Origin of the sequence: Floridaenema aerugineum BLCC-F46, from assembly GCF_041929345.1 — a bacterium.
In the GTDB taxonomy this organism is placed as follows: Bacteria; Cyanobacteriota; Cyanobacteriia; order Cyanobacteriales; family Aerosakkonemataceae; genus Floridanema; species Floridanema aerugineum.
Genome location: NZ_JBHFNQ010000090.1, coordinates 107548 through 131559 on the forward strand (window position 1 = coordinate 107548; position 24012 = coordinate 131559).

Genomic DNA, 24012 nt, shown 5'->3' on the forward strand with positions numbered 1-24012 from the left:
GTAATTAGTTTTATCTGTTTGTGACTGTACTTGTGATTGAGTGTTGTTTCATAAAAATATGAGTTTTGAGGGGCACATTTATGAAGCGCAAATACACTGATTTTATCCTAGATGCTTTAGCAAATGCGGCTGTTTTAGTTAGTCTTTACACCTGCAATGTGTTTGTCGGTATTGCGGTGACTCCGTTAGCAATTTTCTGTTTAATTAATAAGTATAGAGATGAGGATAAAGATAACGATCGCAATGAAACAAACGCCGAATAAAAATATGGTGGAATGGTGCGTTACGTTAGCACGCTTCGCACCCTACAAATATAGTCGCCAGCATAAATAAAATGCGATCGCACCACAAAGAACGATCGCACTTTAATTGTCAACCAAAATCAACAAAATTTAACTCAACTGCACCTCAGCTTTAAGCATTGGCTAATTCTGGTTGTTGATCGGTTGAAGGATCGACAAGAGATTTGTACAACTTCTCGTATTCATAAGCGGACTTATACCAACTGAAATCCATCCGCATTCCCCGTTGTTGTAGTTCGCGCCATTCCTTCTTGTAGCGGAAAGCTTCCCACGCCCGAACTAAACAGGTATAAAGGTCTAAAGGTTCGTAGCGGTCAAAACAGTAACCCGTACCTGCGTGATCCGTCGGTTCATGGTGAGTAACAGTGTCAACCAAACCACCAGTACGCCGGACAACTGGCACAGAACCATAACGCATCGCCAACATTTGGCTAATTCCGCAAGGCTCAAAACGGCTGGGCATCAAGAAAGCATCCGTCCCAGCATAAACCCTTCTCGCTAAAGAATCACTTTGCAGGATATAAGCAGACATCCGACCACGATAACGAGAAGCAATTTGCCACATTTGATTTTCGTAGTAAGGGTCGCCCAAACCCAAAAGGATAAACTGAGAATCTGTATAGGACATGAAGCGGTCTAAAATCTGAATCATCAGATCAATTCCCTTCTGTTCTACCAACCGCGACACCAAACCAAGTAAAAAGGCATTAGCATTGACTTCCAAACCGACTTCTTCTTGGAGAGCAACTTTGTTGAAGCGGCGTTCTTCAATATTATCGACGGAGAAGTTTCTGGCGATGTGTTTGTCTGTAGCTGGGTCGTAACTAGTAGTATCAATGCCGTTAAGAATACCGCTTAACTTGCCACTGACGTAGGATAACAAACCTTCCAGACGTTCACCGTGAGCAGGGGTTTTAATTTGGTCGGCATAAGTGGGAGAAACTGTATTCACTTTGTCAGCAAACAGAATTGCTGCTGCCATCGTGTTATCACCTTGCATATACCAAGGGCACCAAGTAATCTGCTCCAAACGCCAACGCCAAGGGCCTTGATATGCCAAGTTGTGAATTGTGAATACTGTTTTAATAGTGGGATCTTCATTCATCCACACTGGAATCATACCCGTGTGCCAGTCATGGCAGTGAATAATATCTGGTTTCCAGTAGTTCCAGGCAAACTCGGCTGCGCCATTGGCAAACAGGGTAAACCGCCAGTCTTCATCTTCTCCAAAATAAATCCGTCGGGGCCAGAATGCCGGATGACCGAACAAATACAAGGGAACATCGCTGTTGGGGAAGAGAGTCTGATACACAGCGAAGTTTTGTCCCATAGCATTGCCGTTCCAAACTGGGGCTTTGGGAATGTCCATCTTGTCCGGCAAGAAGCCATAGTAAGGCATAAAGAGCCGAACGTCATGCCCCATGTTTCTGAGGACTTTGGGCAGGGCACCGACGACATCCCCCATACCGCCTATTTTTGCTAGGGGGGCTGCTTCAGCTGCAACAAATAGAATCCGCATTTTTTTTTGGGGTTGCCTGAAATAGTTCGTTACAGAAGTTTAGCAAGAAAGAATACTGCTTCTAGTAAAGTTTTGAGTTTTGAGTTTTGAATTCCTTTAAAACTCATAACTCAAAACTCAACACTCATAACTCAACACTTTAATATGTTACCGTCCGACTTCAGCAAAGATTTCTGCTAAAATTTCGGCGGCTCCCTGTTCGCGCAATGTTTGTGCCAGTTGTGTACCCAGTTGTTCGGCATCGGTAGCATTTCCGGTAATGCTATCTTTGACTAATCTTTGTCCGTCTAAGCTGGCAACTACTCCGGTGAGAACCAGTTGTTCGCCTTCGATGACGGTGTTTACGCCAATGGGTACTTGACAACCACCTTCTAACTCTCGGAGAAAGGCGCGTTCGGCATAGCAGCGTTGGGCGGTGGGAATGTGTTCTAATACTTTGATTAGGGAGAGAACTTCGGGATCGTCGCTACGGCATTCGATGCCTAGTGCGCCTTGTCCGACGGCGTGGAGGGAAATTTCAGCGGGGATGACTTGGTGGATGCGATCGCTCATTCCCAATCTTTGTAAACCCGCTACTGCTAAAATTATGGCATCGAACTCTCCGGCATCTAATTTCGCCAGTCGGGTATTTAAGTTCCCCCGAATGTCTTTAAATGTCAAATAAGGGAAGCGATGGCGCAACTGAGCTAAACGTCGCAGGGAAGATGTTCCGACGACAGCGCCTTCGGGTAAGGTTTCGAGTTGCTTGTCTTTGAATTTTTCATGCACTACCAAAGCATCGGCGGGGTTTTCCCTTTCGGTAACGCAGCCTAAAACTAAGCCTTCTGGTAATCTGGTGGGTAAGTCTTTCAAGGAATGAACCGCAAAGTCTGTCTCCTGGTTAATCATTCCCAGTTCCAGTTCTTTGGTAAACAGTCCTTTATCGCCAATTTTGGCTAAGGCAACATCTAAGATTTTGTCACCTTGAGTACTCATGGTGTGGACTTCAAAGGTTCTGTCAGGGAAGTGTTTCTGGAGTTGTTCTTGCACCCATTTGGTTTGCACTAGGGCAAGATCACTTTTGCGAGAGGCAATGCGGATAATGCGGGGGGGACTGGAAACAGCAGGGGACATAAAGCAATTATTGTCAAAGGAGCGTATCAAATCACTTGATCTAGACTACCTCAGTGTGTGACCCTCTGATTCAGTAAAGTAGCCTAGTTTTACTTATGACTCAAAACGATGTTGAAATTTTAGAGCAAATCGCCCAGTTTCTAGAAAATTTACCAAGCGAACAGTTACTACAGCAAGCTAAAAGTTCAGACCAAATTGAAGAATGGCATAATCAAAGAAAAGGAAATCAGATTCTTGCTGACTGCTGGAGAGCAAAATTTATAACTCATTGTGATGCCCCAATTAATCAAGCTTTAGACAGAAAAGAAATCGATCGGTTGAAGTATGACGGTATTTGGCTTTTGGTAAAACAATATAAAGTTTTATGGGACATTGTTCAACTAGCCGAACCCTATGTTAAACAAGTACATTCTGAGTTGCAAGATTACTGGGAATTGGCTGATATTAATTCCGTCCAATTACCTAAAGAATTCATTGAACCTTAACAAAAATTCACATCTGAATCACATTTGAGCTACTGCTGGGAAAACAAAACTATGTTGGGAATGTAAAACCTAACCCTTACATAGGATAATTGTTTCATGATTTACTTATTAGTGCTGCTAAAGCAGGAACTTGACAAGTTTATCCAGTTACAACAAATCTACCAAAATCAGATTCAAGAGTTGGAAGCAAAAGTAGCTCATTTAGAGGCTGAAAACTATAGTTTAAAGATGATTAATCAGGAATTGCAATGGCGTGTCGATCCTTATTCTTCTGAAGGAAACGCCATTTGCAATGCAGATTGGTAGGAGAAAACGTCAGATTATCGTCTCCCAGCTTGAATTGCGGAATTAGCGATCGCAATCAAATCTCTTTCCTCTCCATTCTTAATAGTTACCCGATACAAAACTCCCTGCGATTTCCATTCCAATGTAGCAGTACAATATGCACCACAACCATTATGAAATACTCCTTTATTTCCTCCAGCTAGCGTAACCGTTTTAAATGCCTTAGTTATGCCTCTTTCTGGCTTAATAAATTCTCCGCCTCTTTCGCCTTCAATAGAACCAATATAACAAGGTGTTCCTTGACAATCGGGCGTATAATTAAATGAAACGCTGTAGCCTTTGTCTGTTACTTCGCTGTTAAAATAGACTTTTTCTGGTTCGGAAAAAGGTAACTTGCTAGGGATAAATATTGGTACTCTCGCCTTGGTTTTAATTGGTGCAAGAACTTGATTTACTGGAACATTTGTGAGAGCTAAAACCGTTTGTGGTTGCCAAGTTAGCATGAAAAAACTGCTACTAATAACGGTGCAACTAGCTACTATTCCCAAAACTGATTTGTATTGCATATAAAAATTATTTAACTTTCCTAGAAAAAACTAACAAAATGACAATTTGTTCTGGATTATAAATCTGATTTTATATATTCCTCTAACTGTGTTGTTCGAGTTTTTGTTAATTGAGCCAGACAACCAGCTTGAATTGCCGGAGCCATTGTTCCGCCTTCAAATTGACTTCTTTCAAATTCACAATTAGCATTGCGAAAATTAATCCAAGCTCTTTGAGCTAAGATTAATTTTTGTTTTCTGGCGGCTGATAATTTAGGCATTAATTGTTGGTATACTTGATTGAGTCTTCGATCGGCATTTTGATATTCTATGCCACTACAGGCGTTTATTTCTACTTGAGTTTGCGGATCTTTACAATTCGGTTGTTGAGCTACTTGCATAGCTGGTGGTTCAGGTGAGACAATACCGAAAGCACGGATTGCTAGAAATAGGGTAAAAATGGTTGCGGTGCTGCCGATCGCGAAGACAAACTTTTGCATATACTAGATTAAAATGACTATTAGTTCTAACTTAGCAGAAATTTCTTTAATGGTAATTCGAGCGAGTATATAACGTAAGTTACTAGTTATTAATTTTGACAGACTTTTCAAGTTGTAGGAGTCAGATAGGAAAAATTTGGTTTCGATCGCTCTTCTTTCCGCTTCTGACGCACCCTACTAAACGTAACTAGCAACTTGAGTTATATAATTGGATGATAACCGATATTTGCGGTAAATCTAAAATCCAATGACTGTTAAACTTATTAATTTATTTGAATACGAACCACTAGCGCAAGCGCGTTTATCGCCAATGGCATTTGATTATTATGCTAGTGGGGCTTGGGATGAAGTAACTTTAAAGGATAATCGGGCGGCTTTTAATAGGTATAAATTACGTCCGCGAATGTTAGTGGATGTGAGTCACCGAGATTTAAGTACTACTATTCTCGGTCAAAAGTTGGCAATGCCAATTTTAATTGCGCCAATGGCTTTTCAGTGTTTAGCGCATCCTGAAGGAGAGGTGGCGACGGCTTGTGCGGCGCGAGAATTGGGAACAATAATGGTATTAAGTACTTTGGCAACTAAGACTTTAGAAACTGTGGCGGCGGTTGATAGTTTGCGTTGGTTTCAATTATACGTGCATCGCGATCGCCAACTTACTAAAGCATTAGTAGAACGGGCTTACAAAGCAGGTTTTCAAGCATTATGCTTAACTGTAGATGCACCAGTTTTAGGAAGACGAGAAAAAGACAGACGCAATCAATTTGTTTTACCTCCAGGAATGGAACTAGCGAATTTAGCCAGTATAACTGATTTAGAAATTCCTTATCATCAAGGTGAATCTGGGTTATTTAGCTACTTTTTAGAACAGCTTAACCCGGCTTTAACTTGGAAAGATTTAGAATGGTTACAGTCAATTTCGCCTTTACCTTTAGTACTAAAAGGAATCTTGCGCGGTGATGATGCTTTGCGGGCGGTAGAATGTGGTGCAAAAGCGATAATTGTTTCCAATCATGGGGGTAGACAATTGGATGGTGCGATCGCTTCTATTGATGCTTTAACTGATGTTGTCGCAGCGGTGGGAGACAAAGCAGAAATTTTGCTCGATGGCGGTATTCGTCGCGGTACTGATGTTTTAAAAGCTTTAGCATTGGGAGCAAAAGCAGTACTTTTAGGAAGACCTGTATTATGGGGTTTAGCTGTTGATGGACAGCTAGGCGTACAAAAGGTATTAGAACTGTTAAGGGATGAATTAGATTTAGCTATGGCTTTAAGTGGTTGTGCTACTTTGAAAGATGTTGATCCCAGTATGGTTATGTAACGGGAACTATTGATATAAAACTTGAATTTATACTATAAAAGATTTTAGTTTTAATGTTATACTGATGTAGCGAGATTGAATTCGGTGCGGCGTGTGTTTTTAGTATTTACTTATAATATAGGCAGACTTGTCTCCGAATCTCAATTGCTATGTAATTTAGACTACTCTGGCTTCGGAGATCATTCATGTCCATTTATGTAGGCAACCTTTCTTACTCAGTTCAAGCAGACGATTTAACTAATGTGTTTGCAGAGTATGGAACTGTTAAGCGAGTTCACTTACCAACAGACCGGGAAACAGGTCGTCCAAAAGGTTTTGGTTTTGTGGAAATGTCCACAGATGCAGAAGAAGATGCTGCGATCGAAGCTTTGGATGGCGCTGAGTGGATGGGTCGCGATTTAAAAGTGAATAAAGCTAAACCTCGTGAAGATAATAGAAAAGCTTCTGCGGGTGGCGGCTGGGGTGGTAATAGTCGGCAACGACGTTACTAAACTATAGGGAAATGCGAAATAAATTAGCAAGTAATTTCCTATTGTTCTACCCCAATTAGTTTTTAAGTCCTGTCGTTTTCAGTAACTAACCCAAGTTGCTAGTTATAAGATTAGTCTGATTCTTTGTACGTAGTTGGGCTTTAGCCCTCTTAATTTACCTGGCATAAGAGGGCTAAAGCCCAACTACATACCTTTATGTAAATAACTAGCAACTTGCGTTAACTACAGGACTTTTTATTGTGAAGAATTAGTGATAGGATTGGATTGCCAAATCTCCCAAAGTAACGGTGAAATTGTTTTGTTTACCTGTGGCGACAAATGTAACAATTGTTTCACAAGCAACGGCGACTGCAAGGGTAACTAAATTGCGTGCTAAAGGGTAGTCGCAGACATCATCATTTGCAGGGGATGGTACGCGATATTCTTGATTCCAAATTATCTCGGCGTAGTCTCCTGCTAGTCCGACGTGCAAACAAGGAAGATGAGCATTTTCACAGTAATCTTTAACTGCTTTTCTGGCAATGCTGTTATCAAAGGTATCAATAACTAAAGAGTTACTGGAAATTAATTGCGCCGCATTTGTAGCAGTTAATTCTTTAGTTTGTGCGTCAACGGTTACTCCCAAAGCACGATAAAGGGAATTAGCGAGAATTTTGGCTTTGAATGCACCGACATCGGAACGATAATATGGTTGGGTGGAAAGGTTGCGTTCTTCGATGCGATCGCGATCGATCGCTCTCAACTTAGTAAAACCCGATCGCGCTAAATTTTCGGTAATATTTGCGCCTAAAGCACCCGCGCCACAGATGGTAATGGAAAAGTCTTTAATTTTTGCCATTATTTCTGAGGTTCTGTATAATTGTTCGTGGAAGAAGATGGACATAACGCCTCCGAGATAATCTTTTTTTTAACCGCAGATGAAAGCAGATAAACGCAGATGTTAGCGAAGCTTTCCCGTAGGGTACGCAGATGTAAATGCAGCTTTACGGTAGGGTACATAGATTTATTATCGAAGTAAGTAGGTGCAAATAAATAAAGCGATAATAGCTATCTAAGGATGGGGCGCGGGCAGGATGCCCACCCCACAAGAAAGTTGTAACTTTTGTGGGGTGGGCATCTTGCCCGCCTTGGTTTTCACTTTATTTACATCTACCTACTTAATTTAGTATAACCACTCGTCACTCCAGCAACCAGCTAAATAAACCTTCTACTGTTTGGTGGAAATCTTTAGCAAATTCCGGTACTGGCAATAATGTTTCTGGTTCTTCGTAAACAGCAGTTGGTTGATCTGGAAAGTAAACTAAAACCGATCGCTCTTCAGGATCAATTAACCATCCCATTTGAGTTCCATATTTCAAGCAATGGAGAATATTTTTAGTCACTTTAGTTTGACTTTGATCGGGAGATAAAATTTCAATTGTCCAATCTGGAGGAATGGAGAAAATATTAGCAACTCCACCGTTTTCTTTGCGGGGAATTCGCTCCCAAATAAATACAGAAATGTCAGGTACAATTGAGCGATCGCCAAAAGTACAGCGAAGTTCCGAGAAAGCACGAGCAATCTTTTTCGGTTTTAAAATCGAGTTAATTGCAGGTGCTAACTCTGTCTGAATAGCGCTATGTTCTCCTTGCGGCATCGGTTTTTGAATGATACGCCCATCAATATATTCGCTAGCAGGTTCCGTCTCTGGTAGACTTAAGAATTCAGTTAAACTCAGAATTTTAGCAGGGGTCTTTACCATTTAAAGTTTCCCAATCAGGAGTAAGTTGCACTGCTGCTATTTGCTATTCTACAGATAGCTTAATCTAGTTGGCGCGATCGCAGTTTTAGAGGATGTTTGAAAAGGTTTTGGCGGTTAAAACCGCTACTACACAACCAAAGTCCGCTTGACAAGGACTGCTAAAATTGACGAGTTTTGAACCTGCGGAGGCAGGTTTTGTCTGTATAGCCCGCGACTTTAGTCGCTGGGGCAATTCCTTAAATTTAAAACCCATGACTTACCTTGCACTAGCGACAGATTATGATGGCACCCTTGCCACAGATGGACAGGTTGACGATCGCACTTTGACAGCATTGCAACAATGGCGAGATTCTGGACGCAAACTAATTTTAATCACAGGTCGTCAGTTGGATGATTTATTAAACATTGCTACTTGTCTCGATTTTTTTGATTGGGTGGTAGCGGAGAACGGCGCAATGCTTTATCAACCAGCTAGTAAGTTTGAAAAACCATTAGCTGAACCTCCATCAGCAGAGTTTATTCAACAGTTGAACGATCGCATTCACAAAGCAAGTCAAGCTAAAAATCAACAAAGTTATAAAGAATTTGCTCATATTCAGTCAGATTACCCAATAGTAGGCGTTGGTAGAATTATCGTTGCTACCTGGGAACCTTACAGTGTAGAAGCACTTGCTTTAATTCAGGAAATGAACCTGGATTTACAAGTAATTCTGAATAAAGGTGCAGTGATGATTTTACCAAACGGTATTGATAAAGAAGCAGGTTTAATTGCCGCAGCTAATGAGTTGGGAATTTCTCTTGATGCGATCGTTGGTGTCGGAGATGCGGAAAATGATTTAGCATTTTTAAGTATTTGCGGTTACTCTGTTGCTGTTGCTAATGCCCTTCCTGCTGTGAAAGATCGAGTAGATTTGGTAACTACAAATAGTAGAGGCGCAGGTGTTACTGAGTTGATTGAATGGGGATTGGGGACTCTTGACTAGGGACTGGTGCAAGATCTCAGTTCACCCGATCGGAGGAGTTAACCCCATGCTACTTAATACTACATTAGGTAGTATATTGAAGTATATCTGAATTACACACCTTATGTTAACTCTAACAAAGCGCCCCTACAGGGGTGAAACGGATTTAGAAGCGATCGTCAATCTCTGGGAAGCTTGCGAAGCAGTAGATCAACTCGAACAATGGACAACAGTTTCCGAACTGGAACGCGATTTTAATGACCCATCTTTCGACAAACAACGTGATTTACAACTTTGGGAAGATGACACAGGTAAATTAATTGCTTGTGCTACATTGTGGCATCCGCTTGGGGAATTAACTAATGGTTATCTTGGGTTTCACGTTCATCCTCTGGCGCGTGGGGGAACTTTGGAACGGGAAATTATCAATTGGGGAGAACAACGTCTTCGGGAACTTGCAAAAGAACAGGGTGTTAATTCTGTTAAATTGCGTTGTCAGAGTCGGGACGATCGGATCGATCGCATTGCCGTACTACATGAAAATGGTTTCAGTGCCGATCGCTATTTTCTCACAATGCAACGCAGTTTGGAAGAACCACTTGCAGAACCCCAATTTCCCGCAGGTTTTACAGTTCGTTCTGTAATAGTTGAACAAGACGCGGAAGCTTGGGTAGAAATGCACAACCAATCGTTTATCGATCACTGGAATCATCACGATTTAACAGTGGAAGATTACAAACATTGGCACACCGATCCTGATTATAAAGCGGAGTTGGATTTAGTTGCGATCGCTCCCGATAACACCTTTGCTTCCTACTGTTACTGTGCCATTTATCCCGAAGACAACAATCGCAGCGGTCGTCAAGAAGGTTGGGTAAATACTCTCGGAACTAGGCGTGGTTTTCGCCGCTTAGGACTTGGTAAAGCAATGTTACTTAGCGGAATGCAAAAGTTACTTGTTGCAGGAATGAACATCGCCAAAATCGGTGTAGATTACGATAATCCCAACGGCGCAAGACAACTTTATGAATCCGTTGGCTTCCGCAAACTCCATACCAACGTATCGTACTACAAAGACGTTTAAACCTCATTTTCCACCCCGCTAAAAAAAGTTTGTTTTACCCCTTGACACCTTATGTATTATAATTGTAGTATATAAACATGATGAGTTGAGCAAAGATTCTTCTTCGCCTCGCTCGCGAAATCTGAACCTTGAAAACTAAATACTCAATTAGGCAATCAAACTAAGACAAATTTGAAATGTCTTAACTAAGAGATGGTGTATCATGTTGATACTTTATACCAAGTTATTGAGGAAGCCATCTACCAAATCTGACTCAAAAAATGAGCAGAAAAAGTTGACTTCCAACCCTTCTGAGACAGAATTAAACTCTCAACATTCTGAACATCTCAGACCAAGCCAAATTCATGACAAAACCAGGCAAATTCAGCAAGATTATCATTTAGAGCGGCGTTGTTTTTGGTAAATTTTACAAGCTTTTAAAAAGCCCTCCTTTATGAGAAATCTTGGATAAAATCTACAATTTAAATAAAAAAGGAGGTGCTAAAATGGTACATATTCGCTTTGAAGGACGCTCCTACGATTTAACCGAAAGACAGCTAAATGTTACCCCCGGAATGAATGATACAGCGATTAAAGAACGTTTAGCACAGCATTTGGATATCGGACGCGATCGCTTACAACATTATATAATTGACAGACGACCAAGCGGCGACTTAATTATCCGTCCAGAAGCGGTTTACGGCTAACACAAAAAGTTTTGGAACCCCTTAATCCCAAATGGTTTGTTCCGCATCCTAACCCAAAAAGCTTACACACATATTCGCCTGATAAGCGAGAGGTTATAGGTGCAAATCCTATCGGCTCCACTTTCGGAAGTGAAAAAGGAGAAAGACAAAGACAAAAGGAAGAAAATCTCTTTTCTTTTGTCTGTTTCTTGGAGCCGTAGTTCAAATAGTAGAACTGCAAGTGACTAGCTCTTTTAACTTGTGCGGAACAACCTTATTTCTTACTAGTTGGAGGACAAACACTTCGCGCCCCAATTTAGAAAGCTTACATACTAGCTCATTGGTAGAGCGATCGTTCCATAAACGAAAAGTAGTAGGTTCAAATCCTACGTATGAACAAACAGCTTTCTTGACTTGCGCGAAGTGATTTTACTCAACACTGGTTCGTTGTCAGGACTTTAGTCCTTCTACCTTGGAATGTACGACTAAAGTCGCTAGAACAAACCTAATTAAATTAAGCTTGTATGACTAAACAAAATTAGCACTTCGCACCCCAACCTAAAAAGCTTACATACTAGCCAAATGGAAAAGGCGCTTGACTGAAGCTCAAGATATACAGGTTCAAATCCTGTGTGTGAACAAACGGCTTTTTCAACTTGTGCGAAGTGTTAATTTACCAAATTTGTTTATCGTTTATAGGAGGTAGCTATGACTGCCAAAACTATTGAAATTCTAGAACAATTAAAATCTCTAACTTTGTTAGAAACTGCCGAATTAGTTAAACAGATTGAGGCGACTTTCGATGTTGATGCTTCAGTTAACAAAGTTATCCCGATTCTTCCAATTATCGATCCTGTCATAGACCAAGATCCAACTGAATTCAAAACGTTTGATGTGGTTTTGGAAGAAGTACCAGCCAATAAAAAGATTGCCATTCTTAAAGTTGTGCGAGAATTGACTGGTTTCGGTTTGAAGGAAGCAAAAGATTTGGTTGAGTCAGTACCGCAAGTGGTGAAAAGTGCGATCGATCTCGACATTGCTGAAGACATCAAGCATCAGTTAGAATCAGTCGGTGCAAAAGTTTCCCTCAAATAACACTAAATATGATTGCGGAAAATGCAACATACCAAACTCTCGGTGAGATAGAAAATCTAATCCGCGCCTTCGAGGACTGTACATTACCCAGAAGTGAGTGGACACATCCAGCACATTTAACCGTTGCACTATGGTATCTCACTCATTATTCGGAAACAGAAGCAACAAATTGCATCCGTAACCATATCCAGCGATACAACTCAACAAAGGGAATTAAAACCACCAAAGATAGCGGCTATCACGAAACCATAACTTTATTTTGGATTTGCATTATCAGCCAATATCTAGCAACTAAATCTAACGAAGAAGTTTTAGATTTAACCAATGGAATCATCGAAAATTATGCAAACAAAAACCTACCCTTTGAATACTACAGCCATGATTTACTCATGTCCTGGTCAGCGAGAACAAATTGGGTAGAACCAGACTTAAAACCACTTTAATTACTTCCCATTACCAACTACCAATTACCAATTACCAAAAATAGCAGTTATCGCCGCGCCCTCACAGGGGGAGCTTACACACAGCTACCTCACAGGTAGCTCTATCCTACCACGATAGAAAGGTTCCTACATTGGATAGTAGGATGCAAGCCTGAGCCTTTATTAGCAGGCAAATTTAGCTCCCTCAACTTGCGCGGCTTATTATTAATAATATTGCCGTGCGTGCGATATCTGCTCCTGAAAATTTGGGATTTTAGATAAACTATTCAGGAGGTAGCGATGAATACTACAGAACGTGACTTGCGTTTAGAAATGCTCAACAGCTTGCTGACTACCCCCCACCGCAAGCTGGAAGAAGTAGCAGAAATTCACAAATTAATTGTGGAACTTGACCCAATTTTTTACGGACATTTAGCAGTTTGGTATCAGCGTCACGGTGATGTGCGCGACCATAAAGAAGTGTTCGTGGGGAATTTGTTAACTAGTAATTTGACAGAACATCGAGATGCTGGTTTTGTCATGTTACAACAATTTCCGCCTTATGAAGTATCACGAATTATCGACTTCATGAAGCAGCATCGAGGAAAAGTTCCACGTTCTGCACGCACAGCTGTGACTCGTTATTTGAGAGAACGGGAAAAAAGTCCGCAATTTTTTGACCGTGCAGCACTGCGGGGACGTAATGCGATGAAGCATTTGTATGCGACATTGCATATTAAACCCAATGAACGTGCAGATGCCGTATTATTCAAAGATGCGCCGCCAACAGATAGCCTTGCTTTTATTTTGAAGCAATTGGCAAAATCTGCAACTCCCGCAGAACAAGCAGCTTTGATTGTAGAGCATAATATACCTTATGCAGTTGCGATCGGTGCAGTCAAACAAGTAACACCAACCGTCTTAGTAGCGCTGATTAATTCCATGTCGCCGCAAGAGGTAATTAACAACCTCAAATCTCTCCAAGAACGAGGTGCAATGAATCACCCAGAAGTGAAAGCACTGATCGATCGAAAACTGGAAGAAGCGACAAACTCTAACCGAATTTCTGCTTACAAAGCGCGTGTTGCTGCTGATGTTAGCAAACTAGATGCCGAAACAACAGCCAAGTTAGAAAAAGTCACCGACGAACAGGTGAAAAAGCGCGGCAAAATTGCCAAATCAACCGCTTTATTAGTAGATAAATCAGGTTCAATGACCAATGCCATAGAAGTTGGTAAGCGACTCGCCGCCCTAATTTCTGGTATTTCTGACGCTGATTTATTCGTCTATGCTTTTGATACAATAGCTTACCCTGTGAAAGCAAACGGTAAGGAATTGAGTGACTGGGAACGTGCTTTTCAGCATATCAGAGCAAATGGCGGAACTAGTATCGGTTGTGCCTTGGAAACAATGCGCTTGAAAAAACAGTCAGTTGAACAAATAATCATTGTCACCGACGAAGGCGAAAATGCTGCACCTTACTTTGCTCAAACTTACCAAACTTATTGCCGTGACTTAGCGGTAATGCCAAACGTGGTAATTGTGCGAGTTGGTTCTGCTTCTAATTATGTAGAAAGTCAACTCAAACAAAAGCAAGTACCAGTAGAAACATTCACATTTGCAGGTGACTACTACTCATTACCAAATTTAGTTCCTCTGCTGTCTCGTCCCTCTCGCCTGGAACTGTTAATGGAAATTTTGGACACACCATTGCCAGTCCGCGATCATAAGTAGCTAGCAAGGTGCTCAGTACCCACCAGGCAAAAAAAAACCACAATTAATACGGAACATTCGCTAGAGGAAGTGAATAACTAAAGGGGTGACAAATCATACTGTACCCTACTTATTTCTCTACTCGGAAGCTAAAGGGGGTCAGCTGATGAGTGAATTGTTCCGTTCTCAAGTGGAAATGTTTGCAGAACCAAAGCGCGGTACTGTAACACAAACAATTGCACCTGATCAACGTGGTAGAGTGAAAGCAATGGGCAGTTATTGGCCTGCTGAATTTTACCAAGCAAATGAGCAAAAGCATCTACCTCCTGACGCACCAATTTTAATAGTTGGAATTCGGGATATCACTTTGTTAGTAATTCCTGTTTCTTAAGCAAACTTAGATAAAGGGGACTAGTGATTAGTGACAGGGAAAATTTTTGACTTTTCCCGATCGCGAATCCCCGAAAAAGTGAGGTGAGGTAAAGATGCTTCTCTATCGCCCTGTAGGGTTAAAAGAACTCGACTTAATTGCCAGAGCAAATTTTAAAGCTTTCCCTCCCCGTCTTCCTGTACAACCAATTTTTTACCCGGTACTCAATTTTGAGTATGCCCAAAAAATTGCCCGTGATTGGAATACGAAAAGCAATAGTTGTGCTGGTTTTGTTACCAAATTTGAAGTGCGTGATAGTTATGTGAGAAAATTTGTTTTCCAAACTGTAGGTAGTAGAATTTGCCAAGAATTGTGGGTACCAGCAGAAGAATTAACTGAGTTCAACCGTCATATTATTGGTGAAATTCAAGTTGTGGCTGCTTACTATGGTGAAGATTTTTGCGGTGAAATTGATCCTCAAACCAATTTACCAAAAAGCCTCAAAATCCCAGCTTTTTAAGTAGCTAGTTGGGTGCGTTAGGCTAAGCCATAACGCACCATTAATCTAGCGGGTAGTACAAGCCCAAGAAACTACTTTACAAGCCCCAGTTCCACATTCAGACATGGCGTTGGCTTCTGCTTGTTCGCGACTATCTGCCCACCCCCAACCTAAATTTTCGCCATCTTTGGCTACAGCACCACAGGCGTTTTTGAACCATACTTGAACTCGACAACCTCTGTCGCCACATTCTTCTAATGCTGCTCTTTCTGCTTGCTCGCGAGTTGGGTAGTTATAAGAGTAGCCGTAAGCACCTGAATCTCAGGTGGCGATCGCCCCAAAGTTATCTGCTGCTAAAGCTACACCAGCCATTAAACCTTCTGCAAAAACTAAAACTCCAGCCAAAACTCCTAAACGTTTCCTCATCAGGTTTTTCTTGATGATTAATGAATGTTTTTTATTTAAGCACTTTTAATGTTTATGTGTCTTTTATTACGCAATAAAAGCCAAAAAAATTATGTATTATCCGATACTATTTAACTCAGGAAGTAGCACCATAAACATGAATCAACAGTTTACATAGAAATTGTTTTAGATCCTAAAAAACGTTAAAATATGAGAGGAATTATGAAACTATCTGAAGCTTTAATCCTCAGAGCAGATTGCCAAAAAAGAATTGAACAACTGCGCCAAAGATTGCTCAGAAGTGCCAGAGTGCAAGAGGGAGAACAACCACCAGAAAATCCCTCAACATTACTTGCAGAATTAGAAACAAGTTTGCGCGAATTAACAGATTTAATTCAGAGAATTAACAAAACCAATTCTCAGACAAATCTCCGAGAAGGAGTAACTATATCTGATGCCTTAGCACAAAGAGATACACTGTTACTAAAACGCAGTGTTTATGATTCTCTAGTTAACGCAGCAGCGTTGAACCAAAACCGATACAGTCAATCTGAAATCAAGTATTTCAGCACAGTAAACATTACTGAATTGCAAGCACAAGTCGATCGCTTATCTAGAGAATGTCGAGAGTTGGATACAACTATTCAAGCGGCAAACTGGAATACTGAATTAATCGATTAAGCAAGTTGGTAGCTAAAGCAATAGAGGCGAGTATAACCTTACTTCCAATCTTATAAATTGGCTTTTAGTAGGTAGGAGGGGCAATACCTAATCGTATTACAAATTACGCCCAGTATTGTCACAAGCGTAAAGTGCATTGTCAAAGTTACAACCATGTACTGATCTATTGATTTTAGCGAGGGTGGGTTAGGGGTTATTTGCTTAATCAAAAGTTTTTGAACCAAAAAAAAGTAGGTGATGTTATGAGTAATATGCAATCTGTATACAAACTTATCGCCTTAGAAGTGCAACAGCGACTCACTGAATTAAATGTCACTGATTTTGATTCACCTCTACCTACAGGCGCAAGTAAAAAAGTTAAAAGGCTTTCTCAAAAGAGTGTGCAATTTTTGCGGAATAGTCGTTATTTTCACAAGCTCAGCTATTGATAATAAAATGTAACAAAGCATCGGAAATAATTTCTCGCAATTTGTATTACAATATAAGACAATCGTTTGTGTACGCTCAAGTAAGGAATGTGAAGTAAGGGAGGAATATTAATTAATTTTAAAGATATGGTGTTGAACAATTCTCCCTTGGTTAAAATTAGCAAATATCTTAGTAAACATTTGCGGCATACACCAGAGGAAATAGGTATTAAACTAGGAGAAGGAGGCTGGGTTTCGGTTGAAGAATTAATGGAAGCGAGTCAAAAAAACGGATTTTTGTTCACTCGTGCTGAATTAGATGAAGTAGTTGCTAAAAATGATAAAAAGCGCTTTTCTTTTGATTCTACTGGCAAATTAATTCGCGCAAATCAAGGTCACAGTGTAGAGGTTGATTTGCAGTTGACACCCACTTTGCCGCCAGATGTGTTATATCACGGAACAGGAGCTAATGCAGTGGCATCTATTTTGCAAAATGGTCTGTGTAAAATGTCTCGACATCATGTACATTTAACTACGAGTATCAGCAATGCAAAAAAAGTGGGAACAAGGCATGGTAAACCTGTAGTTTTTGCTGTAGATGCAGTAGCAATGTATAAAGATGGACATGATTTTTACTGTTCGGAGAATGGAGTTTGGTTAGTCGATCGTGTGCCTTCTAAGTATTTACAACAGTTGCCAAATTAAAGCTGCTGATTAAAATTAGTAAAAACCTCCGACAATTAGCCACCATAGCACTGAAATTTAATTATGCCATTTGGATATTTCGGAAACAACGAAGAAAATTACAGCCAAAACAATCACCAATCAAAAGGTCTATTAGGAGCAGGCTGGCGACCTTTATCCAGACAGTTTAATTTAGAATATTTTTTACATTTAGTATGGAATGATAACAATGAATTGACTCAGAAAACTGCTGATGTAATTAGCGATCTTGCTAATGCTTTGGGGCGCAATGAATATACTTGGTGGGCTAATCTTTTAAATGTTTTTTCTGATAACGTCAAATATGAAATAGATGTGTTCTGGAATTACTTGACTCCCGAACCTTCTATGCCAGATTACCGTTTCAAAGATGTTTTGACAACGGAAACTCCTATTAATCAATCAGTCAGTCGGGATAGCATTCCGATTGATTATGTTTTGAATCGTCTCCAAGAAATTACTGTCAAAAAAATTCTGGAAATATTGGGTCGTCCTGATATTATTACTCAGTATTTCATGGAGCGATATTACTATTACCCAGTGTCTCAATTTAGCAATTGGGAACGCTTGGAAACTCCGGGAACAATTTACGCCTATTGGTCGAAATACCAAGTTTGGTTGCAAATAGAAAGCTATGAAAAGGGACGACGTTGGTATAGCTTAATGGCGAAAAATTTAGCGCCATTAATTAACAAAGCAACTTACAATTTGGCGGTGATTCTTAGTGGATATAAAAGTCGTGTAGGACAGGTTAATAGCTTGTTTCCTATTCGCAGTTTTCCAGAGGATATTCAAGGCTTTACTGATAAAGTTCAGCAAGCAGTTCTTGACCAAAATCAGTTAGCTGTTTTGGTGCATGGTGAACCGGGTACTGGTAAGACTGCATGGACTCAAGCGGTAGCTAAAGAAATTTTGATGCCTTTGGGTTTTGTCATCTTTATTTTGGATCATGATGCGGTGGAAAATTTCATTCCGCCAAGTTATTTGGAGCGAATTTGTCTGATAATTAATGAGGCGGATAATTTAGCTCAAGATCGGGGAAGTGCAGCGGCTCAAGGTAATACTAGAACTGAGCATATTTTGAGTTTGTTGGATGGTACTTTGTATCAAAGTGTGATTGAGGAAGGGGGTATTCAGCAGCAACAAAAATTCGTGGTGTTGTTGACTTGTAATACTACTGAAAGGTTAGATCCGGCGATGTTAAGGAAGGGAAGGGTTGATTTGATGTATGAGTTTGGACACAAGTTTGTTTGATTTTTTTAACCGCAAAGAACGCAAAGAGCGCAAAGGAGGAGAAAGAGGAAATTTGTTGGTTCAAAAAGATTAATTAGTTGTGATTTAAAAGGTAAACCTAGTGTGGATATTCGTAAACTGTTGAATCAAATTGCTGCACAAGAGATGCAGCTAAAGGAAACTCAATTTCTTGCACCCTGCGTGCGTGGTGGGTTGGTTCGCACTAGGGTTGCTAATATTATTTATAGTTTTGCTCCGCAACCACGAAATTTTGAGGGGTGGGGAATTTTTCAGCCTGTTGATGAGAAGTTTGCGCGGGTGGTTGATGAGCCAAGTTTGCCACAGTTGGCGGAGTATTTAAAGTTATTAAAACCTTTAAGGTTGCGTTTAGCTTATGCTTTACGGGGTAAAACTTGGTTAGCTTATCCTGTGAATGAAGGTGATGCTTTACAACGTTTCGGTGTTGCTAAACCTTTCGCGGTACATTTGGTGAGTGAGGGTGCTACTTTTGAGCCAATTATTGCACGGTTTGATGGTAATTCTTGGTGGTTTGATGATTACGATCGCCGTCCCGATCCCTTACTCACTGAAAACCTGAAAGAACATCTCAAAAATGCTACTTCGCTGGAGGAGTTGCACTTTAAAGGTATTACGCCGGAAATGCGATCGCTTTACCAATTAACCACCAAAAAAACCCAAGCATTTGTAGCGAAAACAGATGAACAACGTCTGCGAAAAGCTTTAAGAATGGGTGGTGGGCAAATGCGCGAATTTCGCGATCGCCAAGATCATTGGGTGGTAGAATGGACAACTGCTGATGGTCAACGTCACACTTCGGCAATTTCTAAAAGTGACTTAACTGTTATTAGTTCGGGAATTTGTTTGAGTGGACGCGATCGCGATTTTGATTTACAATCTCTCGTTGGCGTAATTGAGAATAGGGATTGAATGTTAATCCCAGATGAACATTAGGCTCTCATTCTTGTGCCTGATGTTCTTGTTGGAATCGATCTAGAATTTGGTTGATGAAAGTCTCACCGTCGATCGGTGGTGTATGTTCTGAAATTGCGATCGCTGCATCTATTTTTTCTCGCACATTGTCGATCCATTCTGCTTCGGCGCGATCGTATTCATCTATTTTAATATGTAATGCACTACCTATATAGCGATCGTGATTTTCACCAATATCATTAACTTCTGCGGTTAATGTACCGATCCATTCAGCTTCGGCGCGATCGTATTCATCAAACAACCGCAAAGCAATTTCGATCACTTCTTCTGCGGAGCGATATTTCCCAGCTTGGAGCTTACTTTGAATAAAGCGTTCTTGGTCAAGGGTGAGATTAATGCTCATAAAAAACCTCTGTTCCAATGTTAATACAAAAATTGTCTACTCAGTATAATTTATGATAAGCTATTGCTGGATGTGTCTGATTTGTAAAATTACATTTTCACTAATTTGACGGTGTATGGGAGAAGCAAAGCGTAGAAAAAATAAAGATCCTAACTATGGTAAGCCCAAAGCATATATGTCTTACTATGAGATGCCTCACACAAACAAATTAGTAACTGGCGGGGAACTCAAAAGAATGATTAGATCTTTGAAAGAGTGGGCAAAAACTCACGAATTCTATGCCACGGTAGTCTTTGAACATACAAGACGCTGGCAGAAGATTGAAAAGCTTTGTTTCTTCATTGGAATGGAGAAAATCCTCAATCATAATAATAAATTGTACAATACTTGTTCTGTCTTTGTAACTAAATCCTTATCTGAAAATGACAGAAATAGATTAATCAAGTTTTACACTACTTCCAACTTGGAAGGTGAACCTGCCCCCCCACCACCCTTGACTTGGCAAACAACTAAGAAAGCTCTTGATTATAGCCAGGGGGTGTATGACGAGCTTCTCAAAGATTCGGATGTTGACTGTATCCACTTATCTGATAACTGTGCGGCTTTCTATGTACCTTCAGATACTGAATTGGAAGGATTGTACTATGTAGACTTCTACACTAAACTACTACTTCAAAGCCATTAAAATATTGTCGAATATTTTGGCTACATATAATTTAAACTCCTTGTCATTACAAGTCCTACCAGTAAATCTATGAGCTAAATCTGCAAATCCATAATCTGACAGTTTGGAGCAAAGTTGTTCTTTGTCTACCGATATTTGTAATATTTTACCCCAATTAACAAAAAATTTTAGGAAAGCTTCTCGATATTCTTCGCAAATCTTATCACTGACTTCCAAATTTTTTTGATTAATTTCTTCAATTTCTTCTTTGAGTTTGGCTGTAAGGGCATCAATAGGATAGTAAGTAGCTGTAAGCTCTAAAATTTCACTACGGAAAACCTCATTAATTCTGCTTGGGGACGCGAAGTACTGAATTCCAATTGTGGGTGCAGAGAATTCTTGTGAATTTATTTCTGCTGAAATTGCACGAGGAGGCTTTCCAGAGCCATGAGTATCTTCAAAAACGTACAAAACTCTATCTGTACCAACATAGTCTTTGGAGATGACAACTGCTCTTTTAACACGATTAAGAATTGTCACAACTCCAATCACCATTCTCAAATAGGAAGACCAGTAAATTTCGACTGAATTATGATTAACTCCTAATCCTAATAGGCTTATTGCTTGATCTGCTAGAGAAAAGTGCTGCTCCACTTCAACTGCGAATAGCAGCCAATCACCCTCACCATATCGGGCAAATTGACGAACTTGCTTAGTTTGATCATGGCAAACCCAATCAGGCATGAAAAAACCTAAACACTTTAATATTGTGTGTGCTGCTGAACGATACTGCTCTCGAAGGTTAAGCGTTACTGAAGCTTCTTGCGGCTGTGGATCTTCTGAGCGAAATTTTGCTTGCCTAATTTGCTGTTCCAGAGAGTTTCGCTTTTCTTGGCTCAAAGGTTGTTCTAACAACCAACGTTTGGCTTCTCCCCGTGAATTAAAGGAAATTTTTGACCTTACTAACCCATCAGATTGTTTTTCTTCCTCAATTAACGGTTTTTTCAGTCTTAATTTTGCACCTGCATCAAGGAAGTAGTTTCCTTTCAATTTAATAAAGTCGTTTTCTTTCCCAATGGTGGGTATTGATGGGTGACGTTTGCCCTTAAATGACCAAGCGTTCATGACTGCACCTGTATAGATCAAAAATGCTTTATCAACTTTTTTTGAAAAACCTTTGTTACACTTATCACAAATTAAATCTCCTGTTGGGTGAGAACCACCCCAAGAAGCGTTAAATATATGTTCTTTTTCTGATGCAGGAAGTGGAATTTCACAATAAAAGCATGATTTTAATTGTGACGATTTTATATGCAATTCCTCAAATTGATGAAACATAATTACTCCATTGAATATCAATTAAACCGTCAGTATCCAACAAATACATCTATAATTTACCTACAGTCGATCGCGTGTTTGAGAATCATGGCGCAACTGACGAGAATATGCTTGGCTGTCAGTAATATCAGGTCTGGAATTAATCACACCTTCACTTTGCCAATAAGCAACAAGTTCTGCCCCATTTTTCGGAGGATTAGCAATACTTCCCCTCATCGACAGAACACGCAAAATATATTCAGACAAAGGCAGATTAAGTTGAGAAGCTTCTGTAGAAAGCTCACTTTCTAATTCTGGTGGTAAGTCAACATTTATGCTCACTTTGCCTCTCCTATTTCAGCTATTTTTCAATCATACACAACTTTTTAATGCTTCAATATCAGCATTAACAATTTTTTCCAAATTCCTCGTAATCTTTTCAATATCCCAATTCCACCAGGCAATTTCCAACAAAAGATTGATTATTTCATCAGAAAAACGTTGGCGGATTAGCTGCGCTGGATTTCCGCCGACAATGGTGTAAGGTTTCACATCTTTAGTAACTACAGATTTAGCAGCAATAATTGCGCCATCGCCAATTTTTACTCCTGGCATAATCACTGCTTCATATCCAATCCAGACATCATTGCCAATTACGGTATCACCTTTAAAAGATGTTTCATTCGATTCAGGTGTAACTCGCTCCCAACCATTACCAAAAATGTAAAATGGATAGGTGGAAAAGCCGGACATTTCATGATTTGCACCATTCATGATGAATTTAACATTTCTGGCGATCGCGCAGAATTTGCCGATGATTAACTTATCACCAATAAAGGGGTAGTGATAGAGGACATTACGCTCAAAATTTTCCGAGTCTTCTGGATCGTCATAATAAGTATAGTCACCAATGATAATATTAGGATTTGAAACTACATTTTTAATAAAACAAATTTGGGGAAACCCCGGCATTGGATGTAAAACTTTAGGATCTGGATATTGCATTACCACACCTCATGATTGAGCTAATGAGCTAATAAAACCATAACCATCATCAAATCGCGGTATCATCCGACAATTATAATTATTCAATTCGTCAACAATATTAGGATTGTCAAAATCTCTGGTATTCCGATTCAGGAAACAAGCTACTGAGGGATGATGCTGACGAAGGTGAGCAATAATTGACGCATAGACAATAGCATCCTGTGATTTCAAATTGTAAGGATTTTCATACGTTGCTGCTTCAGTAAGGATATCAACAGTAAGGGCAATTACTTCTGCATTATGGAGTAGGCGATCGCGATATTGCACAAAACGTTGGCGTTCCTCCTTATTACTTTGAACTAGCAAACTTGCCATATCTTGAATACTACGAATCCGAGCCGTATAAGATGCCGTGCGTACTAATTGACTGAGTTCTGTATTAAGTAATTGTTGAAGTTCTCTACGATTCTTTGCTTGACGGCTTAATTTTTCGTGAGGTTCCGCTAAACTATATGCTGGTACGATAAGCTTTGCACATCCAGCTTCACAAAGTTGCAAAATCTGTTCGCAGCTTTGCCATTGCTCTTGCTGAAAAACTAATTCCAAGACAAAATTAGTTTCAACGTAAATATTCACGCCCCAGCCTCAAATTGTAAACTACCTCCAGCAATAGCAGCATAAAGACCAGAATCAATTAGCCACCGTTGAGATTCATTTGCCGGATTTAGTACTTCTGGCGAATAAATAATACTTGTCAGCCAAGAGGAGAAAATTATTTCCAGACTTTCACCGCTTATTTGTTGCTCATTTTTGATACCAGCTTTTTCAAAAGAAGGCTGAAAAATAGGACTTGCATCAATAACATAAGTTGGTTCACTTTCATCAAATCTTGCTTCTTTATCAGTCCACAAATAAAACTTATCGGGAAACACCATCAGGAAATAAGGTACTTTTGGAAAATCGCCATGAGCAAGAATATTTCGCCGAAATTTCGCTGCCCACTCTGGCGAAGTATGAAGCTTACTCTTGAATTCAACTATAAGTATAAGTTGACCTTCACGGTCATAAACTGCCAAATCCCAGACAGTAACTCGTTGACGTTGAGTGGGCATAGTTCACAATTTGAGA

The 24012-nt window shown here is 40.1% G+C and carries 31 protein-coding genes, 1 tRNA gene and 2 pseudogenes; 21 read left to right on the forward strand and 13 right to left on the reverse strand.

Annotated elements, in window-relative coordinates:
* The first annotated feature begins 80 nt into the window (after window positions 1-80).
* Entirely contained in the window at window positions 81-263 is a 183-nt protein-coding gene (locus ACE1CC_RS11620; RefSeq protein WP_413270620.1) for a hypothetical protein, read from the forward strand.
* Between the two features lie 151 nt (window positions 264-414).
* Here the strand turns inward: ACE1CC_RS11620 and glgA are convergent, their stop codons facing one another.
* Both glgA and hemC read right to left on the reverse strand, forming a co-directional pair.
* Window positions 415-1821 carry a glycogen synthase GlgA gene (glgA, locus tag ACE1CC_RS11625; RefSeq protein ID WP_413270621.1) on the reverse strand — a complete coding sequence of 469 codons (1407 nt, stop codon included), beginning with the start codon at window positions 1819-1821 and terminating at the stop codon, window positions 415-417.
* Window positions 1822-1968: 147 nt separating this feature from the next.
* Window positions 1969-2934, reverse strand: a complete 966-nt coding sequence (hemC, locus tag ACE1CC_RS11630) for a hydroxymethylbilane synthase (RefSeq protein WP_413270622.1) — start codon at window positions 2932-2934, stop codon at window positions 1969-1971.
* Between the two features lie 95 nt (window positions 2935-3029).
* Between hemC and ACE1CC_RS11635 the strand changes: the two genes are divergently transcribed.
* A complete protein-coding gene (locus tag ACE1CC_RS11635) occupies window positions 3030-3419 on the forward strand; it encodes a hypothetical protein (protein ID WP_413270623.1) in 390 nt (129 codons plus the stop codon).
* A gap of 96 nt (window positions 3420-3515) precedes the next feature.
* Window positions 3516-3725 carry a hypothetical protein gene (locus ACE1CC_RS11640; RefSeq protein WP_413270624.1) on the forward strand — a complete coding sequence of 70 codons (210 nt, stop codon included), beginning with the start codon at window positions 3516-3518 and terminating at the stop codon, window positions 3723-3725.
* Between the two features lie 14 nt (window positions 3726-3739).
* Here the strand turns inward: ACE1CC_RS11640 and ACE1CC_RS11645 are convergent, their stop codons facing one another.
* Together ACE1CC_RS11645 and ACE1CC_RS11650 are read right to left on the reverse strand one after the other, a co-directional pair.
* Entirely contained in the window at window positions 3740-4270 is a 531-nt protein-coding gene (locus ACE1CC_RS11645; protein ID WP_413270625.1) for a hypothetical protein, read from the reverse strand.
* Window positions 4271-4326: 56 nt separating this feature from the next.
* On the reverse strand, window positions 4327-4749 hold the full coding sequence (locus tag ACE1CC_RS11650) for a lysozyme inhibitor LprI family protein (RefSeq protein WP_413270626.1): 423 nt from the start codon (window positions 4747-4749) through the stop codon (window positions 4327-4329).
* 247 nt (window positions 4750-4996) lie between these two features.
* On the opposite strand from ACE1CC_RS11650, the gene ACE1CC_RS11655 reads away from it, so the two are divergent.
* Both ACE1CC_RS11655 and ACE1CC_RS11660 read left to right on the forward strand, forming a co-directional pair.
* Complete coding sequence (locus ACE1CC_RS11655) at window positions 4997-6070, forward strand: alpha-hydroxy acid oxidase (RefSeq protein ID WP_413270627.1); 1074 nt, start codon at window positions 4997-4999, stop codon at window positions 6068-6070.
* A 185-nt stretch (window positions 6071-6255) separates the two neighbouring features.
* Window positions 6256-6561: an RNA recognition motif domain-containing protein gene (locus ACE1CC_RS11660; protein WP_413270628.1), complete on the forward strand. Its 306-nt coding sequence runs from the start codon at window positions 6256-6258 to the stop codon at window positions 6559-6561.
* A 247-nt stretch (window positions 6562-6808) separates the two neighbouring features.
* Here the strand turns inward: ACE1CC_RS11660 and ACE1CC_RS11665 are convergent, their stop codons facing one another.
* On the reverse strand, window positions 6809-7444 hold the full coding sequence (locus ACE1CC_RS11665; protein ID WP_413270629.1) for a ThiF family adenylyltransferase: 636 nt from the start codon (window positions 7442-7444) through the stop codon (window positions 6809-6811).
* Window positions 7445-7739: 295 nt separating this feature from the next.
* Complete coding sequence (locus ACE1CC_RS11670) at window positions 7740-8303, reverse strand: Uma2 family endonuclease (protein WP_413270630.1); 564 nt, start codon at window positions 8301-8303, stop codon at window positions 7740-7742.
* 251 nt (window positions 8304-8554) lie between these two features.
* On the opposite strand from ACE1CC_RS11670, the gene ACE1CC_RS11675 reads away from it, so the two are divergent.
* From ACE1CC_RS11675 to ACE1CC_RS11720, 10 genes are all read left to right on the forward strand, one after another.
* Window positions 8555-9286, forward strand: a complete 732-nt coding sequence (locus ACE1CC_RS11675; RefSeq protein ID WP_413270631.1) for an HAD family hydrolase — start codon at window positions 8555-8557, stop codon at window positions 9284-9286.
* Between the two features lie 103 nt (window positions 9287-9389).
* Complete coding sequence (locus tag ACE1CC_RS11680; RefSeq protein WP_413270632.1) at window positions 9390-10349, forward strand: GNAT family N-acetyltransferase; 960 nt, start codon at window positions 9390-9392, stop codon at window positions 10347-10349.
* Between the two features lie 274 nt (window positions 10350-10623).
* Window positions 10624-10752, forward strand: coding sequence for a hypothetical protein (locus ACE1CC_RS11685; RefSeq protein ID WP_413270633.1), 129 nt, complete (start codon window positions 10624-10626; stop codon window positions 10750-10752).
* Window positions 10753-10834: 82 nt separating this feature from the next.
* The gene (locus tag ACE1CC_RS11690; protein ID WP_413270634.1) at window positions 10835-11035 is read left to right on the forward strand and encodes a hypothetical protein; all 201 of its coding nucleotides are present in this window, start codon (window positions 10835-10837) and stop codon (window positions 11033-11035) included.
* Window positions 11036-11587: 552 nt separating this feature from the next.
* A tRNA-Phe gene (locus tag ACE1CC_RS11695) sits at window positions 11588-11652 on the forward strand.
* Between the two features lie 70 nt (window positions 11653-11722).
* The gene (gene rplL / locus ACE1CC_RS11700; protein ID WP_413270635.1) at window positions 11723-12109 is read left to right on the forward strand and encodes a 50S ribosomal protein L7/L12; all 387 of its coding nucleotides are present in this window, start codon (window positions 11723-11725) and stop codon (window positions 12107-12109) included.
* Between the two features lie 8 nt (window positions 12110-12117).
* The gene (locus ACE1CC_RS11705; RefSeq protein ID WP_413270636.1) at window positions 12118-12552 is read left to right on the forward strand and encodes a hypothetical protein; all 435 of its coding nucleotides are present in this window, start codon (window positions 12118-12120) and stop codon (window positions 12550-12552) included.
* A 279-nt stretch (window positions 12553-12831) separates the two neighbouring features.
* The gene (locus ACE1CC_RS11710) at window positions 12832-14265 is read left to right on the forward strand and encodes a vWA domain-containing protein (protein WP_413270637.1); all 1434 of its coding nucleotides are present in this window, start codon (window positions 12832-12834) and stop codon (window positions 14263-14265) included.
* A 145-nt stretch (window positions 14266-14410) separates the two neighbouring features.
* Window positions 14411-14635: an NfeD family protein gene (locus tag ACE1CC_RS11715; RefSeq protein WP_413270638.1), complete on the forward strand. Its 225-nt coding sequence runs from the start codon at window positions 14411-14413 to the stop codon at window positions 14633-14635.
* Between the two features lie 94 nt (window positions 14636-14729).
* Entirely contained in the window at window positions 14730-15134 is a 405-nt protein-coding gene (locus ACE1CC_RS11720; protein ID WP_413270639.1) for a hypothetical protein, read from the forward strand.
* Window positions 15135-15179: 45 nt separating this feature from the next.
* Here the strand turns inward: ACE1CC_RS11720 and ACE1CC_RS11725 are convergent.
* Window positions 15180-15416 (reverse strand): annotated as a pseudogene (locus tag ACE1CC_RS11725) (DUF4189 domain-containing protein); the annotation flags it as partial.
* Window positions 15417-15740: 324 nt separating this feature from the next.
* Between ACE1CC_RS11725 and ACE1CC_RS11730 the strand changes: the two are divergent.
* The 5 genes from ACE1CC_RS11730 to ACE1CC_RS11750 all read left to right on the forward strand — a co-directional run bounded on the left by ACE1CC_RS11730 (window position 15741) and on the right by ACE1CC_RS11750 (window position 19510).
* A complete protein-coding gene (locus ACE1CC_RS11730; RefSeq protein WP_413270640.1) occupies window positions 15741-16199 on the forward strand; it encodes a DIP1984 family protein in 459 nt (152 codons plus the stop codon).
* Window positions 16200-16441: 242 nt separating this feature from the next.
* Window positions 16442-16627, forward strand: a complete 186-nt coding sequence (locus ACE1CC_RS11735; protein ID WP_413270641.1) for a hypothetical protein — start codon at window positions 16442-16444, stop codon at window positions 16625-16627.
* A 132-nt stretch (window positions 16628-16759) separates the two neighbouring features.
* Window positions 16760-17311, forward strand: coding sequence for an RNA 2'-phosphotransferase (locus ACE1CC_RS11740; protein ID WP_459563831.1), 552 nt, complete (start codon window positions 16760-16762; stop codon window positions 17309-17311).
* Between the two features lie 63 nt (window positions 17312-17374).
* On the forward strand, window positions 17375-18583 hold the full coding sequence (locus ACE1CC_RS11745) for an AAA family ATPase (protein ID WP_413270643.1): 1209 nt from the start codon (window positions 17375-17377) through the stop codon (window positions 18581-18583).
* A gap of 144 nt (window positions 18584-18727) precedes the next feature.
* A complete protein-coding gene (locus ACE1CC_RS11750; protein WP_459563832.1) occupies window positions 18728-19510 on the forward strand; it encodes a hypothetical protein in 783 nt (260 codons plus the stop codon).
* 301 nt (window positions 19511-19811) lie between these two features.
* Here ACE1CC_RS11750 and ACE1CC_RS36795 read toward each other — a convergent pair.
* Window positions 19812-19916: pseudogene (locus ACE1CC_RS36795) on the reverse strand (ribbon-helix-helix domain-containing protein); the annotation flags it as partial.
* A gap of 115 nt (window positions 19917-20031) precedes the next feature.
* On the opposite strand from ACE1CC_RS36795, the gene ACE1CC_RS11760 reads away from it, so the two are divergent.
* Complete coding sequence (locus ACE1CC_RS11760) at window positions 20032-20601, forward strand: hypothetical protein (RefSeq protein ID WP_413270646.1); 570 nt, start codon at window positions 20032-20034, stop codon at window positions 20599-20601.
* On the opposite strand, the gene ACE1CC_RS11765 is transcribed toward ACE1CC_RS11760, so the two are convergent.
* From ACE1CC_RS11765 to ACE1CC_RS11785, 5 genes are read right to left on the reverse strand one after another with little or no spacing between them, the layout of a single operon-like run.
* The gene (locus ACE1CC_RS11765; protein ID WP_413270647.1) at window positions 20584-21918 is read right to left on the reverse strand and encodes an HNH endonuclease; all 1335 of its coding nucleotides are present in this window, start codon (window positions 21916-21918) and stop codon (window positions 20584-20586) included. The two genes, ACE1CC_RS11760 and ACE1CC_RS11765, sit on opposite strands and share 18 nt — an antisense overlap.
* Before the next feature lie 60 nt (window positions 21919-21978).
* Window positions 21979-22239 carry a hypothetical protein gene (locus ACE1CC_RS11770; RefSeq protein WP_413270648.1) on the reverse strand — a complete coding sequence of 87 codons (261 nt, stop codon included), beginning with the start codon at window positions 22237-22239 and terminating at the stop codon, window positions 21979-21981.
* 30 nt (window positions 22240-22269) lie between these two features.
* Window positions 22270-22902, reverse strand: coding sequence for a Vat family streptogramin A O-acetyltransferase (locus ACE1CC_RS11775; RefSeq protein ID WP_413270649.1), 633 nt, complete (start codon window positions 22900-22902; stop codon window positions 22270-22272).
* A gap of 9 nt (window positions 22903-22911) precedes the next feature.
* The gene (locus ACE1CC_RS11780) at window positions 22912-23520 is read right to left on the reverse strand and encodes a PIN domain-containing protein (protein ID WP_413270650.1); all 609 of its coding nucleotides are present in this window, start codon (window positions 23518-23520) and stop codon (window positions 22912-22914) included.
* Window positions 23517-23996 carry a hypothetical protein gene (locus ACE1CC_RS11785; protein ID WP_413270651.1) on the reverse strand — a complete coding sequence of 160 codons (480 nt, stop codon included), beginning with the start codon at window positions 23994-23996 and terminating at the stop codon, window positions 23517-23519. The genes ACE1CC_RS11780 and ACE1CC_RS11785 overlap by 4 nt, the downstream gene beginning before the upstream one ends.
* Between the last annotated feature and the right edge of the window lie 16 nt (window positions 23997-24012).

Excerpts from the sequence above, each read along its gene's own strand:
- ACE1CC_RS11620 (WP_413270620.1), top strand. The coding sequence starts at position 81 with ATGAAGCGCAAATACACTGATTTTATCCTAGATGCTTTAGCAAATGCG.
- glgA (WP_413270621.1), bottom strand. The coding sequence starts at position 1,821 with ATGCGGATTCTATTTGTTGCAGCTGAAGCAGCCCCCCTAGCAAAAATA.
- hemC (WP_413270622.1), bottom strand. The coding sequence starts at position 2,934 with ATGTCCCCTGCTGTTTCCAGTCCCCCCCGCATTATCCGCATTGCCTCT.
- ACE1CC_RS11635 (WP_413270623.1), top strand. The coding sequence starts at position 3,030 with ATGACTCAAAACGATGTTGAAATTTTAGAGCAAATCGCCCAGTTTCTA.
- ACE1CC_RS11640 (WP_413270624.1), top strand. The coding sequence starts at position 3,516 with ATGATTTACTTATTAGTGCTGCTAAAGCAGGAACTTGACAAGTTTATC.
- ACE1CC_RS11645 (WP_413270625.1), bottom strand. The coding sequence starts at position 4,270 with ATGCAATACAAATCAGTTTTGGGAATAGTAGCTAGTTGCACCGTTATT.
- ACE1CC_RS11650 (WP_413270626.1), bottom strand. The coding sequence starts at position 4,749 with ATGCAAAAGTTTGTCTTCGCGATCGGCAGCACCGCAACCATTTTTACC.
- ACE1CC_RS11655 (WP_413270627.1), top strand. The coding sequence starts at position 4,997 with ATGACTGTTAAACTTATTAATTTATTTGAATACGAACCACTAGCGCAA.
- ACE1CC_RS11660 (WP_413270628.1), top strand. The coding sequence starts at position 6,256 with ATGTCCATTTATGTAGGCAACCTTTCTTACTCAGTTCAAGCAGACGAT.
- ACE1CC_RS11665 (WP_413270629.1), bottom strand. The coding sequence starts at position 7,444 with ATGTCCATCTTCTTCCACGAACAATTATACAGAACCTCAGAAATAATG.
- ACE1CC_RS11670 (WP_413270630.1), bottom strand. The coding sequence starts at position 8,303 with ATGGTAAAGACCCCTGCTAAAATTCTGAGTTTAACTGAATTCTTAAGT.
- ACE1CC_RS11675 (WP_413270631.1), top strand. The coding sequence starts at position 8,555 with ATGACTTACCTTGCACTAGCGACAGATTATGATGGCACCCTTGCCACA.
- ACE1CC_RS11680 (WP_413270632.1), top strand. The coding sequence starts at position 9,390 with ATGTTAACTCTAACAAAGCGCCCCTACAGGGGTGAAACGGATTTAGAA.
- ACE1CC_RS11690 (WP_413270634.1), top strand. The coding sequence starts at position 10,835 with ATGGTACATATTCGCTTTGAAGGACGCTCCTACGATTTAACCGAAAGA.
- rplL (WP_413270635.1), top strand. The coding sequence starts at position 11,723 with ATGACTGCCAAAACTATTGAAATTCTAGAACAATTAAAATCTCTAACT.
- ACE1CC_RS11705 (WP_413270636.1), top strand. The coding sequence starts at position 12,118 with ATGATTGCGGAAAATGCAACATACCAAACTCTCGGTGAGATAGAAAAT.
- ACE1CC_RS11710 (WP_413270637.1), top strand. The coding sequence starts at position 12,832 with ATGAATACTACAGAACGTGACTTGCGTTTAGAAATGCTCAACAGCTTG.
- ACE1CC_RS11715 (WP_413270638.1), top strand. The coding sequence starts at position 14,411 with ATGAGTGAATTGTTCCGTTCTCAAGTGGAAATGTTTGCAGAACCAAAG.
- ACE1CC_RS11720 (WP_413270639.1), top strand. The coding sequence starts at position 14,730 with ATGCTTCTCTATCGCCCTGTAGGGTTAAAAGAACTCGACTTAATTGCC.
- ACE1CC_RS11730 (WP_413270640.1), top strand. The coding sequence starts at position 15,741 with ATGAAACTATCTGAAGCTTTAATCCTCAGAGCAGATTGCCAAAAAAGA.
- ACE1CC_RS11735 (WP_413270641.1), top strand. The coding sequence starts at position 16,442 with ATGAGTAATATGCAATCTGTATACAAACTTATCGCCTTAGAAGTGCAA.
- ACE1CC_RS11745 (WP_413270643.1), top strand. The coding sequence starts at position 17,375 with ATGCCATTTGGATATTTCGGAAACAACGAAGAAAATTACAGCCAAAAC.
- ACE1CC_RS11750 (WP_459563832.1), top strand. The coding sequence starts at position 18,728 with ATGCAGCTAAAGGAAACTCAATTTCTTGCACCCTGCGTGCGTGGTGGG.
- ACE1CC_RS11760 (WP_413270646.1), top strand. The coding sequence starts at position 20,032 with ATGGGAGAAGCAAAGCGTAGAAAAAATAAAGATCCTAACTATGGTAAG.
- ACE1CC_RS11765 (WP_413270647.1), bottom strand. The coding sequence starts at position 21,918 with ATGTTTCATCAATTTGAGGAATTGCATATAAAATCGTCACAATTAAAA.
- ACE1CC_RS11775 (WP_413270649.1), bottom strand. The coding sequence starts at position 22,902 with ATGCAATATCCAGATCCTAAAGTTTTACATCCAATGCCGGGGTTTCCC.
- ACE1CC_RS11785 (WP_413270651.1), bottom strand. The coding sequence starts at position 23,996 with ATGCCCACTCAACGTCAACGAGTTACTGTCTGGGATTTGGCAGTTTAT.